The organism is Amycolatopsis silviterrae (genome assembly GCF_042684085.1).
GTDB lineage: Bacteria > Actinomycetota > Actinomycetes > Mycobacteriales > Pseudonocardiaceae > Amycolatopsis > Amycolatopsis silviterrae.
On the sequence record NZ_JBHUKS010000005.1, the window covers coordinates 235571 to 250429 of the forward strand.

Annotated in this window: 8 protein-coding genes; 3 read left to right on the forward strand and 5 right to left on the reverse strand. The window is 71.0% G+C overall.

Features of this window, described 5'->3' with window-relative positions:
* Nucleotides 1-49: 49 nt before the first annotated feature.
* Nucleotides 50-6757: an amino acid adenylation domain-containing protein gene (locus ACFSVL_RS09255; protein WP_378302418.1), complete on the reverse strand. Its 6708-nt coding sequence runs from the start codon at nucleotides 6755-6757 to the stop codon at nucleotides 50-52.
* Between the two features lie 328 nt (nucleotides 6758-7085).
* The gene (locus tag ACFSVL_RS09260; protein ID WP_378302420.1) at nucleotides 7086-7289 is read right to left on the reverse strand and encodes an MbtH family protein; all 204 of its coding nucleotides are present in this window, start codon (nucleotides 7287-7289) and stop codon (nucleotides 7086-7088) included.
* Between the two features lie 151 nt (nucleotides 7290-7440).
* Between ACFSVL_RS09260 and ACFSVL_RS09265 the strand changes: the two genes are divergently transcribed.
* Entirely contained in the window at nucleotides 7441-10545 is a 3105-nt protein-coding gene (locus tag ACFSVL_RS09265) for an amino acid adenylation domain-containing protein (RefSeq protein ID WP_378302422.1), read from the forward strand.
* Nucleotides 10546-10586: 41 nt separating this feature from the next.
* Here ACFSVL_RS09265 and ACFSVL_RS09270 read toward each other — a convergent pair whose 3' ends face one another.
* From ACFSVL_RS09270 to ACFSVL_RS09280, 3 genes are all read right to left on the reverse strand, one after another.
* Complete coding sequence (locus ACFSVL_RS09270) at nucleotides 10587-12404, reverse strand: amino acid adenylation domain-containing protein (RefSeq protein ID WP_378302424.1); 1818 nt, start codon at nucleotides 12402-12404, stop codon at nucleotides 10587-10589.
* A 107-nt stretch (nucleotides 12405-12511) separates the two neighbouring features.
* Nucleotides 12512-12895 carry a hypothetical protein gene (locus ACFSVL_RS09275; protein ID WP_378302426.1) on the reverse strand — a complete coding sequence of 128 codons (384 nt, stop codon included), beginning with the start codon at nucleotides 12893-12895 and terminating at the stop codon, nucleotides 12512-12514.
* A gap of 34 nt (nucleotides 12896-12929) precedes the next feature.
* Nucleotides 12930-13541, reverse strand: coding sequence for a TetR/AcrR family transcriptional regulator (locus ACFSVL_RS09280; RefSeq protein ID WP_378302428.1), 612 nt, complete (start codon nucleotides 13539-13541; stop codon nucleotides 12930-12932).
* Between the two features lie 38 nt (nucleotides 13542-13579).
* On the opposite strand from ACFSVL_RS09280, the gene ACFSVL_RS09285 reads away from it, so the two are divergent.
* The gene (locus ACFSVL_RS09285) at nucleotides 13580-14404 is read left to right on the forward strand and encodes an aldo/keto reductase (RefSeq protein ID WP_378302430.1); all 825 of its coding nucleotides are present in this window, start codon (nucleotides 13580-13582) and stop codon (nucleotides 14402-14404) included.
* A 2-nt stretch (nucleotides 14405-14406) separates the two neighbouring features.
* Complete coding sequence (locus tag ACFSVL_RS09290) at nucleotides 14407-14730, forward strand: DMT family transporter (RefSeq protein ID WP_378302431.1); 324 nt, start codon at nucleotides 14407-14409, stop codon at nucleotides 14728-14730.
* Nucleotides 14731-14859 lie beyond the last annotated feature (129 nt).

The following is a 14859-nucleotide window of genomic DNA, read 5'->3' on the forward strand; positions in this document are numbered from 1 at the left end:
CCGCCACCCGCAACCGAGTCATCGCCCGCGCCACCTGTCATTGCCCCGCTCACGCGTCCTCACTCACCCTCGCGCGCGGCCGGATCGTCGCGCGGGCCGCCGGTTCCGGCGCGAGCCGCGGATACCCGGCGACCGCGGCGGCGAGCGCTTCGACGGTCGGGTGGTCGAACAACGCCCGCACCGGAACGTCGGCGTCGAGCGCTGCCCGCAGCCGGACCGAAATCCGCGTAGCGGCAACCGAATGCCCGCCGAGATCGAAGAAATCGTCGCGCGCGCCGATCCGGTCGATCCCGAGCACCTCAGCCCACACCCCCGCGACCATCTCCTCCACCGGCCCGCGCGGCGCGACGTGCGGGCGCTCCCGCACTGCCGGCTCCGGCGCGGGCAACGCGGCCCGGTCGAGCTTCCCGGCCGGAGTCCGCGGCAGCTCCGGCAGCAGCACGAACCCGCTGGGAACCAGGTAATCCGGCAGGATCGCGGACAGTCCTTTCCGGACGTCCGCAATGGACAGTTCCCCCGCCGCGACGACATACGCGGTCAGCTCAAGGCCGCCGTCCGCGGTCGGGTTCGGCTGGACCGCCGCGTCCCGCACCCGCGGGTCCGCCCGCAACACCGCCTCGACCTCGCCCGGTTCGACCCGGTGCCCGCGGACCTTGACCTGGTCGTCGGCCCGGCCGAGGATCTCCACCGCTCCGTCCGGCCGCCGCCGCGCCAGGTCCCCGGTCCGGTAAAGCCGCCCGCCCGGCCGCGCCCCGTGCGGATCCGGCGCGAACCGCTCCGCCGTCAGCCCCGGACGCCCGGCGTAACCGCGAGCGAGCCCGTCCCCGCCGATCCACACCTCGCCGACGACCCCCGCCGGAACCGGCTCCAGATCCTCGCCGAGCAGGTAAACGTCGGTATTGGCGACCGGCTCCCAAGCGACGACGGCATCACCGTCGAGTTCGGCGACAGTCGACCAGATCGTCGTCTCGGTGGGACCGTAGAGATCCCACAGGCGGGCCCCGCCCGCGGTGAGCCGCCGCGCGAGGTCTGCAGGCAGCTTCTCGCCACCCGCGAACACGGTAAGCCCCGGGGGCGGCGTCCACCCCGAATCGACCAGCAACCGCAACCCCGACGGCGTCGCCTGCACCACCGACGGCGCGGTCCGCTCGATCAACGCTGCCTGCCGCTGCGGATCGACGCACTCTTCGGCGCTCGCGAGAATCACCTGCCCGCCGACGAGGAGCGGCAGGTACAGCTCCAGCGCGGAGATGTCGAAAGACACGGTGGTCAACGCGAGCACCGCGACCCCGGGGGCGAGGCCGGGCCGGTCGCGCATGGAGAGGAGAAAGTTCGCGAGGGCGGAGTGGCTGATCTGGACGCCCTTGGGCTGACCGGTGGAGCCGGAGGTGTAGATGACGTAGGCGAGTTCGTCCCCGTCCGGGTGCGGCATCGGACCATTCGCAGGGGAGGTATTGGTGCCCGCGGCGTTGCGATCCGACGGCATCGCTGGGAGAGCCCCCACCGCCGCCGCGTTCTGACCCGGCGACAGCACCGCCCCCGGCCCGGCGTCGCGGCTCGACGATGCCACCGCACCCGCCGCAGCGTCCCGATCCGAGGACGCCGTCGGGCCAGCCGCGACTACCCCAGCGTCCCGCTCAAACCGCACCGCCGAACCAGACTCAACCGCTGCCGCATCCGGACCGGGCAGCGCCGTTGGGCCAGGCTCAACAGCAGCCACATCCCGACGCGGCCGCGCCACCAGGCCGGTCTCAACCGCCGACGCGTCTCGGCTCGGCCGCACCACCGGCCCAGGCTCGATCGCTGCCGTATCCCGGCCCGATCGCACCACCGCACCAGCCGCATCCCGATCCGACGTCACCACCGCACTAGCCGCGACCACCGCCGCATCCCGGCCCGACGCCACCACCGCACCAGCCGCGACCACCGCCGCACCCCAGTCCACCAGCACCGCCGAGCAACCGGTCCCCAGGAGCAGCCCAACCAGCGGCTCCTCGCTAATCACCACCTCCACACCAGAATCAGCCAGCACGTAACCCACGCGCTTGGCCGGATACCGCGGATCGATCGGCACATACGCCGCACCTGCCCGGTGCACGGCCAGCAGCGCGACAAGCAGCGCCGGGCCGCGATCGAGCAGCACGCCGACCAACGCCCCGCGCCGCACACCAGCTTCCCTCAGATACCCCGCCAGTCTACCGACCCGCACCGACAATTCCTGATAAGTGAGCGTCACCTCGCCGCACCGCAAGGCGGGCGCGTCCGGGAACTCCGTAGCGGTGGTAGCGAACAACTCCGGCAGGGTCTGGCCAAAACGCGAAGTCCGAGAAGGGTTCCGCAGCAGCGCAGCACGATCCGCCAAGGGCAGCCCGCATCGGCGAGGGTTCGAGGTCGGCTCGGCGACGATCCGTTCCAGCACATGCCGATAGAGGCGCGCGAGAAACTCCAGATGCGCCAAGGCAATCCGGTAGGTGAACGACTCAAGCACGAAAGCACCGGGCACGGTCGAGACGGACAGGCCGAACTCGTTGGGCGTGCTGTCGGCGACCTCGGAGAGATCGACCAGCGCTTCCGCGAGCACGTGCATGTCCGTATGATTGAAGAAAACATCGACAAGCGGAGCCTGCCCACCCCAAGCCGCCTGCATCGCGGGCAGCGGGAAGTGCCGGTGCGGCCACATCGCGGTCTCCTCCGCGAACACCGCGCGAGCCAGCTCCGGCCAGTCCCGCGCGTCCGCCGGGGCCGCGAACGGCACGGTGTTCAGGAACATTCCGCGAACCTCGTCGCCGCCCGCGCGCTCGAGCCGGCTGTTGGTCACCACGCCGGTCTGGAACGGCCGGTCGTGCCCGGCGATCGTCCGCAGCACGGTGAGATGTGCGGCCAGCAGCAGGCTCTTCAGCGGCACCCCGGCCGACGAGGCGACCGAACGCAGCTGCGAAGTCAGATCGTCGAACGGGACCCGTACTGTGCGGTAGATTCCGTCGTCTTCGCCTGCCCAGCCCGGGGGCACGGTGAACCGTTCAGCGGCGTGCACCCGGGCTGACCAGAACGATCGGTCCACAGTGGACTCCAGGGCTTCCCGCTCCCGGGCGACGGTGTCCGCGAATCGCACCGGAGGCGGCTCGACCGGTCCTGCCGCGCCGGATCGGTAGTCCGCGATCAGCTCGGCGACCAGCGAATTCTGGCTCCAGCCGTCGAGAATCGCGTGCACATAGCCGAACGACAACCGCCACTCGCGATCGCCGAGCCAGTGGACGTGCAGGCGCAGCAGCGGCGCGCGGAGCAGGTCGAAGGGGCGTGCCCGGTCCTCCGCGGGGAAGCGCCGCACTCGTTCGGCTTGCTCGTCGGCGGGCAGCGTACGCAGATCGTCGCAGGTCACCGTTAGCTCGGCGGTAGCGTGGACCCGTTGCACAGCGGGAATCGCGGCGAAGTCGATGGAAGTACGGAGGATTTCGTGCCGCGCGACCAGCCGGTTCGCGGCCTGCTGCAACGCGTCCAGGCGGAACTCCTCGTGCACGGGGTAGCCTAGGTGGTTCAGGTAGAGTCCGCGATCCGCCCCGGCGAGCATTTCGTGCACCATGCCTGCCTGCGCGAGGGACAGCGGGTAGGCATCGGTCACGTCGTCCGGCAGCCCGGCGCGCTGGTCCTCGGCAAGCTGGGCGAAGGGTTCGACCACCTTCACCGCGCCTGCCGGGCCGCCCAGTCCAGCGGCGAAATCGGCCACTCGCGGCTGCCGGAAGAGGTCCGCGACGTTCGCCTCGCTCCCCTCCGCCCGCAGCAGTCCCACCGCCCGGATGGCCCGCAGGGAATCCCCGCCCAGCGCGAAAAAGCTGTCCTCCGCCCCTACCCGGTCGACGCCCGTCGCCGCCGCGAACGCGCGGGCCACGGACGCTTCGGCCGGGGTTCGGGGAGGGACATAGCCGTGGGCCGGGCGTTCGCCGTCGGGGGCGGGCAAGGCGTTGCGGTCGGTCTTGCCGCTGGCGGTCAACGGCAGCTCGGACAGCTCGACCCACATCGACGGCAGCATCGGTTCGGGCAGCGTGCGGGCCAGGTGCGCGCGCAACGCGGCCGGGTCGGGAGTCCGGCCGGGCTCGGCGACGAAGTAGCCGGTCAGCCGGTTGTCGTGCACGGCGGCCGCCGCCGCGCGCAGGTCGGGGTGGGTCAGCAGGGTCGCTTCGACCTCGCCGAGTTCGATCCGGTTGCCGTGGATCTTGACCTGGTGGTCGAGCCGCCCCCGGTACTCGATCCGCCCGTCCGGCAGCCGGCGGGCGAGGTCGCCGGTGCGGTAGATCCGTTCGCCGGGCGTCAGCGCGAACGGGTCCGGCACGAATTTCTCGGCGGTCAGCGACGGCCGGTTCAGATACCCGCGCGCCAGCTGCACCCCGGCGATGACCAGCTCGCCGGGCACGCCCACCGGCACCTCACGCAACTCGGCGTCCACCACGAACACCCGGGTGTTCGCGATCGCGCGGCCGATCGTGACGGGCTCCCCCGGCAGGCACCGGGTCGCCGTGACATCGACCGATGCTTCCGTTGGCCCGTAAAGATTATGTAGCTCAGCACCGATCACCTGGTGGAACCGTTCGGCCAGCTCGTCCGGCAACGCCTCGCCGCTGCACAGCACCCGCCGCAACGACGGCACCGGCTCGCTCAGAAACGCCCGGAGCATCGACGGCACGAAATGCGCCGTCGTAATCCCCTCCGCCATGACCTCAGCGAGATAGGCCGGATCACGGTGCCCACCTGGACGAGCCATCACCAGCGTCGCACCGGCGGAGAGCGTCCAGAAAAACTCCCACACCGAAACATCGAATCCGAACGGCGTCTTCTGCAATACCCGATCGTCCGGCGTCAGGCCGTATTCCGCCTGCATCCACCGCAGCCGGTTCACGATCCCGCGATGCTCGACCACCACGCCCTTAGGCCTGCCGGTCGACCCCGACGTATAGATCACGTACGCCGCATTCTCCGGTCGCACCACCACATCCACCGGCGAGACGGGCTGGGTCAGACCGGTCAGGTCACCCGGCTCGATCACCAATCCAGCGCCCGAATCCTCGACCATGAACCGCAGCCGATCCTCGGGATAGTCCGGATCCAACGGCAAATAAGCCGCACCCGCCTTGAGAATCCCCAGCAGCGCGACCACCATTTCGAGACCGCGCTCCAGCCGAACCCCGACTACCGACTCCAGCCCCACTCCCCGTGACCGCAACCAATGCGCCGCCTGATTCGACAACGCATCCAGCTCCACATAGGACACCGAGACACCGTTAGCAACCACCGCGGCAGTCACGCCCTCGGCAAGGAGCGACAACAACGTCTCGGACGGATACGGAACGTCAGTCGCATTGAACCGCGCCAGTTCGGCGTTTTCGGCGGCGTTCATCCAGGGCAGATCCGCCAGCCGCGCACCGGGATCCGCGACAATCCCGCGCAGCAGCTCGATGAAATGCCCGCCGATCCGCGCGACGGTATCCCGATCGAACAGGGCGACCGGATACTCCAGCACCCCGTCCAGGCTCCCGTCGGGACGCTCAGTCAATTCCATAGTCAGGTCGAATTTCGCGCTGTGCCACGGAGAATGCACTTGCTCACCGCAGACTCCAGCCGCCTCGAACCCGGCGGAAGCGGTGTTCTGCAGCACGAGCATGGCCTGGAACAACGGATTCCGGGACAGATCCCGTTCCGGCGACAGCTCGTCGGCCAGCCGCTCGAACGGCGCGTCCTGATTGGCGTAAGCGTCAAGGGTGTCCGAACGCACGCGGTCCAGGAAATCCTTGAACGACAAGGAACCATCCACCGAGGCCCGCAGCACCAGGGTATTCAAGAACAGCCCGATCAAATCCTGCGATTCGGCACGCGTACGTCCCGCAACCGGCGTACCGACTGTGACATCCGGCTGGCCCGAATACCGGCTCAGCAGAATCTGATACGCGGCCAGCAACACCATAAAAGCGGTCGCCCGATGCGCCCGGCCGAGCGCGGTAACCGCCGCCCCGAGTTCGGCGTCCACCGTGAAACGCAGGATTTCCCCGCGCGGATCGTGCACTGGCGGGCGCGGACGGTCCGTCGGCAGAGCCAGCGGCACAACCCCGTCGAGACGCCGCCGCCAAAACTCGACCTGCTCGGACACCCGATCGCTGACCACGTGCTTCCGTTGCCAGGAAGCGAAATCGGCGTACTGGACCGACAGGTCCGGCAAGGTCTCCCCGCCGTACAGCGCCCCGAGTTCCCGCGCGACCACAGACGTCGACCACCCGTCGTAAGCGATGTGGTGCACGACGAGCAGCAGCACATGCTCGGCAGCGGACTGCCGCAGCACCCGGATCCGCACCGGCCGGTCCCGGGCCAGATCGAACGGCACCGACGCCGCTTCCCGCGTGACCGCTTCGACGCCCTCCGCCGCGACATCCTGCACCGTCAGGTCGATCCCGGGCTCGCCGACGAGCTGTTCCGGCACCCCGTCGCGTTCCGAATACGTGGTGCGCAGGATTTCGTGCCGCGCCACGATCGTCTGCCAGCACTCGCGCAGCCGCGCCACGTCGAGCGGGCCGCGCAGCCGCCACGCCGCGGTCACCACGTATTCGGTGCCGCCGGGGCGGAGCCGGTCCAGCACCCAGACCCGCTGCTGCGCCGGGGAAAGCGGCAGCGGACGGCCGCGATCGGCCCGCATCGAAGCCGCCGGACGGGCCGGTGCCGCGTTCGCCAGATAGCGTTCCAGCAGCTCGGCGCGCCGGGACTGTTCGGTGGTCATCGCTCCCCCTGCGGGTCGATCGGGGTCGGGGCTGGTCGGCGAGAATCCTTGAGAGCCTCAGATTCCATGCCAGGGACTCAAGCAGCGTGGCCGCCCGGTTCTCCGGCGGTCCGTGAGGGGAACCCTGAGGGAATCAGAGTCCCTCAGGGTTCCCCTCACGGACGACCAAACGCGCTCCCGCCGACAGCGGCACCGGCTGGCGTTGGGCCAGCGGTCCGTGAAGGACTCCTTGAGGGAATCAGATTCCCTCGAGGAGTCCTTCACGGACGGCCGGTCACGAACGGCGGGCAGCGGACGGCGGGCGGGCAGCGGGCCGGGCCGGCGGAAGCTAGGCGGACGCGCGCATCCGGTCGCGCAGGCTCTTCGGCCGCATGTCCGTCCAGACCTCGTCGATGTGGTCGAGGCACTCCTGCTTCGGACCGCGTTTGCCCTCGTAGCGCCAGCCCGCCGGCAGCTCCCGGTCGACCAGCCAGATCGAGTACTGCTCCTCGTCGTTGAGCACGACGCCGTAGGTGCGTTCGTCCTCGCTCATCCGGTCCTCCTCGTCCTCGCGCCGGGCACACCCGTCCCGTCGCGAGCCGAGCCTTCCCGCGCGGGCGGCGGCGCGGCAGAGAAGAACGCGCAGCAACGCGCGCACCGTCCCGGCTCTAGGCCGGCCGGCGCGCAGCGGCCACCCTGGCGCCATGACCATGCCCGGCGACCTGCCGCTGTCCTTCTCGCAGGAAAGACTGTGGTTCCTCGACGCGCTGCGGCCCGGCGGGACCGAATACCTCCTCCCGCTGACGCTGCGGCTGCGCGGAAAACTGGACGTGCCCGCGCTGAGCCGCTCGCTCGACGCGTTCATCGCCCGGCACGAGGTGCTGCGGACGCGGTATCGCAGCCGCGAGGGTGTGCCGGTCCAGGTCGTCGGGAAGCCGCAGCCAGTGCCGCTGCCGATCGAAGGCGTCACCGAGGACGAGCTGGACACCGTCGTAGCAGCCGAGCTGACCGTGCCCTTCGATCTCGCCGCCGACCTGCCGCTGCGGGCCCGGCTGCTGCGCCTCGACGCGCGCGACCACGTGCTGCTGGTCGTGGTGCACCACATCGCTTTCGACGGCGCGTCCTGGGACGTCCTCGCCGCCGAACTCGCCGAGCTGTACCGCGCGTTCCACGCCGGCACCCTGCCCGCGCTGCCCGCGTTGCCGGTCCAGTACGCGGATTTCGCGATCTGGCAGCGGGAAGACGCCCAGACCCGGCTCGCCGGCCAGCTCGCCTACTGGCGCGAACGGCTCGCCGGGCTGGCCCCGCTGGAACTGCCGGCCGACCGTCCGCGCGGTCCGGTGTGGGACCCGGCGGGGGCCGCCGTCCGGGTCGAGGTCCCGGCCGCGCTCGCCGAGCGGCTCACCGCGCTCGGCCGGTCCCGCCGGGCCACGCCGTTCATGGTGCTGCTCGCCGCCTACCAGGTCTTTCTCGCCCGGCACACCGGCGGCACGGACATCGCCGTCGGCTGCCCGGTCGCCGGCCGCACCCCCGCCGAGGTCGAGGGCCTGGCCGGGTTCTTCGTCAACACGCTGGTGCTGCGGGCGGACCTCGGCGGCGACCCGGCCTTCACGAGCTTTCTCGACCAGGTCGCCGGGACCGCACTGGACGCCTTCGGCAACCAGGACGTCCCGTTCGACTGGCTCGTCGGCGAATTCGAACCGGACCGCGACCTGTCCCGCAACCCGCTGGTGCAAGCCTTCTTCGGCCTGCACGAGGTGCCCGCGCAACGGTTCCAGCTGCCCGGCCTCGACGTCGAAGAGTCCGATGTGGACTGGACGGCCGCGTCGTTCGACCTCGGCCTGCAGTTCGAGCACCGGCCCGACGGCTCGCTGACCGGGACCCTGACCTACCCGACCGCCCTGTTCGAACCCGCCACCGCACACCGGCTGGCCGCCCGTTTCCAGCGCCTGCTGGAAAGCATCGCCGACGATCCGGCCCAGCGGCTCAGCGAACTGGACCTGACCCCGGCCGCCGAACTCGACCTGCTGTCCAGCTGGGCGCCGACCCCGGGCTACGCGACCGCACCAGGCTGTTTCCCCGACCTGTTCGCCCGGCGAGCCGCCCAAACGCCAGACCGCCCTGCCATCCACTGCAGCGGCCAGGAACTCACCTACGCCCAGCTCGACGCGGCGGCCAACCGGCTCGCCCGATACCTGCGCGCGAGCGGGCTCGGCCCGGAATCGACCGTCGGAGTCTGTCTCGAACGCAGTGTCGACGCCGTGATCGCGCTGGTCGGCGTACTGAAGTCCGGCGCGGCCTACGTCCCGTTCGACCCGGCGAACCCGCCCGAGCGGCTGGCTTACCTGGTCGAAGACGCGCGCACCGCCGCCGTGGTCACCGAGGAACGCTACGCCAGCCTGTTCACCGACTCGGGCTGCCCGGTCGTCACCCTCGACCAGACCGCCGAGACCTCTTCGGACAGTCCGGAATGGATAGTCGAACCGGATCATCTCGCTTACGTCATCTACACTTCCGGCTCGACCGGGCGGCCGAAGGGCGTTCAGATCCAGCACGGCTCCTACGCCGAGCACGCACTGGTCATCGCGCGCGAGTACGGGATCACCGCCGCCGACCGGGTGCTGTCGCTCGCTTCCCTGGCGTTCGACGGTTCGCTGGAACAGATCGGCGCGCCGCTGCTGGCCGGCGCTTCGGTGGTGCTGAGCGATCCGCTGTTCTGGGAGCCCGAGGAGCTGGCCGACCAGCTCGGCAGGCACCGGATCACCAGCGTCAACCTCACCCCGGCCTACTATCGCGAACTGCTCGGCGTCCTCGCGCCGCGCGACCCGCGGGTCGCGCACCTGACCATGGTGAACGTCGGCGCGGACGTCGTGACCACCGAGGACGCGCGACGCTGGCGCGAACTTGGCCTACCCGGCCGTTTCCTGGCCTGCTACGGCCCCACCGAGGCGACGATCTCCAGCCTCCTGCAGTGGGCCGACGACGCCGATCTCGACGCCGCGAGCCTGCCGATCGGCCGTCCCGTAGCCGCGACCAGCGCGTACGTGCTCGATTCCCGCGGACGGCCGGCCCCGGTCGGCGTCCCCGGCGAACTGCACCTCGGCGGACTCCGCGTCGCGCGCGGCTACCTCCGCCGCCCCGGCCTCACCGCGGACAAATTCGTGCCGGACCCGTGTTCGCCCGGCGCCCGGCTGTACCGCACCGGGGACCTGGCCCGCTTCCGCTCGGACGGGACGATCGAGTTCCTCGGCAGGCTCGACCGCCAGGTGAAAATCCGCGGCTTCCGGATCGAACTCGGCGAGATCGAAGCCGCCCTCGACGCCCATCCCGCCGTCCGCGCGGCCGCCGTGGTGGTGAAAGACCTGCCGGAACGGACGCTGGTCGCTTATGTCGTTGCAGCCGAAGGAGAACCGGACTTCGCCGCGCTGCGGGCGAGCCTGCGGTCGCAGCTGCCGGACTATCTGGTGCCCGCGCAATGGGTCGCCCTGGCGGAGCTGCCCCTGACGCCGAGCAAGAAGGTGGACCGCGCGGCACTGCCGGACCCCTCGCCCGACAGTGCCGCGCGGGCCGAGCCGGTCGCCCAGCCGTCGTCAGCCGTGGAGCACGCGCTGGCCGGCATCTGGCGGGAGGTGCTGCGGGTCGAGGAAATCAGTGTGCACGACGATTTCTTCCGCATCGGCGGCCACTCTCTGCTGGCGACGCGGGTGCTCGCCCGGATCCGGAAGCAGCTCGGCGTGCGGGTCTCCCTGCGGGACCTCTTCGCCGCCCGGACGGTCGCGGAACTGGCCACCGTCATCGAAAAGGCATGAACAGGGCCGCGTCCGGGACGACCCCCGGACGCGGCCCACCCCTAGCCCAGCGCGTGCTCGACGTCCACATCGGACAGTGTCGCGACGTACTCCGCCACCGCCCGGTGCACCTCGGCCGCCAGCGCCTCCACCGTCGACGCCTCGAACACGGTGCTCACCGGCAGCGCCACCGGAAACCGCTCCCCCAGCAACGCCACCACCCGGGTCGCCAGCAGCGAATGCCCGCCCAGATCGGCGAAGAAATCGTCGTGGACGCCCACGCGTTCGAGGTCCAGCAACTCCCGCCACACCTCGGCGACGGCCTCCTCCACCGGCGTCCGCGGCGCGACGAACTCCCGGCTCGGCCCGCTCTCCGCCGGCTCCGGCAACGCCGCGCGATCCACCTTGCCGTTGGGCGTGATCGGCAGTTCCTCCAGCCAGGACCACAGCGACGGCACCAAATGCGCGGGCAACCGGGCCGCCAGAAACTCCCGCAGCTCAGCCGGGTCTGCCCCAGGCGCCACCACATGCGCCACCAGCACCCGGTCACCGCCGTCGCGTTCATACGGCACCACGACGGCCGACCGGACCAGCGGATGCGCCGTCAGCACCGCTTCCACCTCGCCCGGCTCGACCCGGAAGCCGCGGATCTTGACCTGCTGATCGAGCCGTCCGAAGAACGCGAACGCCCCGTCCGGCCTCAGCGCGACCTCGTCTCCGGTACGGTAAACCCGCCCGCCGCCGCCAGCCGGGTCCGGGACGAACCGTTCCGCGGTAAGCGCCGGCCGCCGGAAGTACCCCCGCGCGACCCCCGGCCCGCCCAGCAGCAACTCCCCGCGTTCACCGGGCCCGACCGGCACCCCGTCGGCATCAGCGACATACGCGTGGGTGTTCGCGATCGGCTTCCCGATCGGAATCGGCCCGGCGGTGTCGGCGACCGTCATGCCCCGGTGCACGCAAGCGAACGTCGTGCACTCGGTCGGCCCGTACCCGTTGCTCATCTCCGCGCCGAGTTCCTCGATCACCCGCCGCGCCTGCACCGGCGGCACGACGTCCCCGCCCGCGATGACGTGCCGCACCCCGGCGAGCGCGGTCACCCGGTCGTCGACCACGTGCCCGAACAGCCCGGAACTGAGCCACACCGTCGTCACCCCGAACCGGCGCACCGCCTCCTCGACCGACGCCGCAGCCGGCACCCCCGGCGGCAGCACCGCCAGCGTCGCGCCGGTGGCGAGCGCGCCCCACAGCTCGAACGTCGAGACGTCGAAGCACAGCGACGTCAGCAGCAGGAACACTTCCCCCGGCCCGAAATCGGCGAACCCGGAGCCGTGCACCAGCCGGACCACCCCGCGGTGGGTCACCTGCACGCCCTTCGGCAGGCCGGTCGAACCGGAGGTGTACATCTGGTAGATCAGGTTGTCCGGCACCAGGTCCGCGACCGGCGGCGTGTCCGGCCAGCCGCTGAGGTCGGCCTCGTCGGCGAAAACCACCTTCGGCGCGGCCTTGACCCGGTCCGCCAGCGCCCGCTCGGTCACCGCGACCGCCGCGCCGGAATCGCCGAGCATGAACGCGAGCCGCTCCGGCGGATACCCCGGATCGAGCGGGACGTAATAGCCGCCCGCCTTGAGGATCCCGAGCATCGCGACCAGCAGCGTCGTGCCGCGCTCCAGGCACAGCGCCACCGGCGTCTCCGGCCCGATCCCGTGTGCCCGCAAAAGATGCGCGAACCGGTTGGCGCGCTGGTCCAGTTCGCCGTAGTCGAGCCGTTCGTCCCCGTACCGCACCGCCGCGGCCCCCGGCGCCTCGGCGGCGTGCCGGGCGAACAGCTCGTGCACGCACAGGTCGGGCAGCGGCACGTCCGCGCCGCGTTGCATGGTCATGAAGGCGTCCTCCCGCGTCGAACGGTTCCGACTGGAGCATGACCAGGCCTTCGCGGCGGGGACAGAGACGAACGAGCAGACATTCCCGCAGGGCGACGCCGGACGAATCACCGGCGCGCGTGGTGCCCTTCCGTCGGAGCGCGGAAGAACGTCCGCACCGGCACCAGCAATCCGGCCGCCGACAGCGCCAGGAACACCACCTGATGCACCCGGTCGGTCCCCGGCGGCAGCCGGAACACCAGATGTGCCAGCCAGAACACGGGATAGAACCAGAGCGCGCACCACGCCCACCGCTCCCCCGCGCGGAACGGGATCACCGCGATCAGCCCGCCGAACAGTCCGAGCCCGGCGGTGGCGAGCGCGTCGGCGCGGTAGAGCAGCGCGTCCCCGGCGGGCGGCGCGACGACTACCACGATCCCGAACCCCAGGATCCCGGCGCTGACCGCCGCGAGGCAGATCCAGCCGATCCGCATCGGCGTGCCGCTGCTCATCCGGCGAATCTACTCCGCCCCGCCAGTGCCCGGCTCAATCCGAAGGCAACGCGTACGCCAGCCGATGCAGCGCCTTCTTCACCGCCGCCACCGACAGTCCCCGCTCATGCCGCTGGTTCTGATACAGATCAGGCGCGAGCGGGGCCAGCAGCACATCCGGCAACGCGTCGTCGCGCAGCCCGGCCTCCCGCACCTGCGTCGCCACGAAAACGCGCCAGAACCCGTACGCACCCGTCTGATACCGCCGCGCTCCAGTCTCCGCGCCCAAGGCCAGCGGCAGGTGCTGTTCGAGCAGGTCGATCATCGCGTCGTAGAACGCGATCAGCCGCTCCCGGGGCTTGGTGCCCGGCCCGAGCGGCGGCGGGCCGGACAGCATCGCCTCCTGCAGGCGGCGTTCGTGTTCGTCCAGCAGCGCGACCGCCACCGCGGCGACGCTGTCGTAGCGCCGGTACAGCGTGCCGCGCCCGACCCCCGCCGCGGCGGCCAGGTCGCCCATCGTGATGTCCGGGCCGCGGGTGGCGAACAGCTTCTCGGCCGCGGCCAGGATCCGCCGCCGGTTCGCCGCGGCGTCCGCCCGCTCGGCGGCTGGTTCGCTGTTCACCCCGTCACTGTATCTGGACATCGTGTCCGGATCGAGTACGGTCATAAGTGGACACAGTGTCCACATGACGGATGGGGAAGACCATGCCACTCGAGATCGCCGGCCGCGCCGTGGGCCGGATCGGGTACGGGACCATGCAGCTCGCCGGGCCGAAAGCGATGGGCGGGCCCGCCGACCCGGAGCGCGCCAAGGCCGCCGTGCGCGCCGCCGCCGGCGCGGGGATCCGGTTGATCGACACGTCCGGCTACTACGGGCCCGAGGTCGCGAACCGCCTGCTCGCCGAGGCGCTCCGGCCCTACCCGGACGACCTGCTCATCGCCACCAAGGTCGGCGCGCGCCGCACCCCGGACGGCGGGTTCGCCGCCGATGCCGCGCCGGAAGCGGTCAAGGCGGCCGTCCGGGACAACCTCGCGCAGCTCGGCGTCGAGCGGCTTCCGTTGGTGCACGCCAGGTTCATGCCCGACAGCACCGTCCCGTGGGCGGACACCGTCGGCGCGCTCGCCGAACTGCGCGACGAAGGACTACTCGAACACGTCGGCGTCTCGAACGTCACCGTCGACCTGCTGAACCAGGCCCGCGCGGTCACGCCGATCGCGTCCGTCGAGAACGAGTACCACTTCGGGCACACCGGCGGCCGCGACGTCCTGGACGCCACGACCGCCGCCGGGATCCCGTATCTGGCGTACCGTCCGCTCGGCAACGGAGCGCTCGCCGGTGCCGGTTCCCCGCTCGCCGAACCCGCCCGGCAGCTCGGCGTTTCGGCCGCGACACTGGCGCTCGCCTGGCTCCTGGGCCTCGCGGACAACGTCGCGGTCATCCCCGGCACGAGCAACCCGGCGCATCTCGCCGACCTCCTCGCTGCCCAAGACCTCACGCTGCCGTCCGGCTTCGTCCCCGACGAGGCCTGACGATGGGCTGGATCGCCGTGGTCGCGGCCGGACTGCTCGAAATCGCCTGGGCGCACAGCATCCGCCTCACCGACGGCTTCACCAGGCTCGTGCCGACGCTGATCTGCGGAGCGCTGACCGTCCTCGTGCTGTACGTGCTGAACGTCGGCATGAAGACCGTTCCGGTCGGGACGGCGTACGCGGTGTTCGTCGGGATCGGCGCGGTCGGCACGGCTCTCGTCGGCATCTTCTGGCTGCACGAACCCGTCGGCCCGCCGCGGATCCTCGCGCTGGCGCTGATCGTGGGAGGTGTCGTCCTTCTCCAGCTGACCTCGCGCACAGCGTGACGGCCGGGCCCGAGCACGACCAGACCCGAAGGTCCGTGAAGGACTCCTTGCGGGAATCTGATTCCCTCAAGGAGTCCTAATGGGTTGTGTTCGGGTCTGTTTGGCAGGCTTGGATGTGGTGGCTGTTGG

Excerpts from the sequence above, each read along its gene's own strand:
- ACFSVL_RS09265 (WP_378302422.1), top strand. The coding sequence starts at position 7,441 with ATGACCATGCCCGGCGACCTGCCGCTGTCCTTCTCGCAGGAAAGACTG.
- ACFSVL_RS09255 (WP_378302418.1), bottom strand. The coding sequence starts at position 6,757 with ATGACCACCGAACAGTCCCGGCGCGCCGAGCTGCTGGAACGCTATCTG.
- ACFSVL_RS09285 (WP_378302430.1), top strand. The coding sequence starts at position 13,580 with ATGCCACTCGAGATCGCCGGCCGCGCCGTGGGCCGGATCGGGTACGGG.
- ACFSVL_RS09270 (WP_378302424.1), bottom strand. The coding sequence starts at position 12,404 with ATGACCATGCAACGCGGCGCGGACGTGCCGCTGCCCGACCTGTGCGTG.
- ACFSVL_RS09275 (WP_378302426.1), bottom strand. The coding sequence starts at position 12,895 with ATGAGCAGCGGCACGCCGATGCGGATCGGCTGGATCTGCCTCGCGGCG.
- ACFSVL_RS09260 (WP_378302420.1), bottom strand. The coding sequence starts at position 7,289 with ATGAGCGAGGACGAACGCACCTACGGCGTCGTGCTCAACGACGAGGAG.
- ACFSVL_RS09280 (WP_378302428.1), bottom strand. The coding sequence starts at position 13,541 with ATGACCGTACTCGATCCGGACACGATGTCCAGATACAGTGACGGGGTG.
- ACFSVL_RS09290 (WP_378302431.1), top strand. The coding sequence starts at position 14,407 with ATGGGCTGGATCGCCGTGGTCGCGGCCGGACTGCTCGAAATCGCCTGG.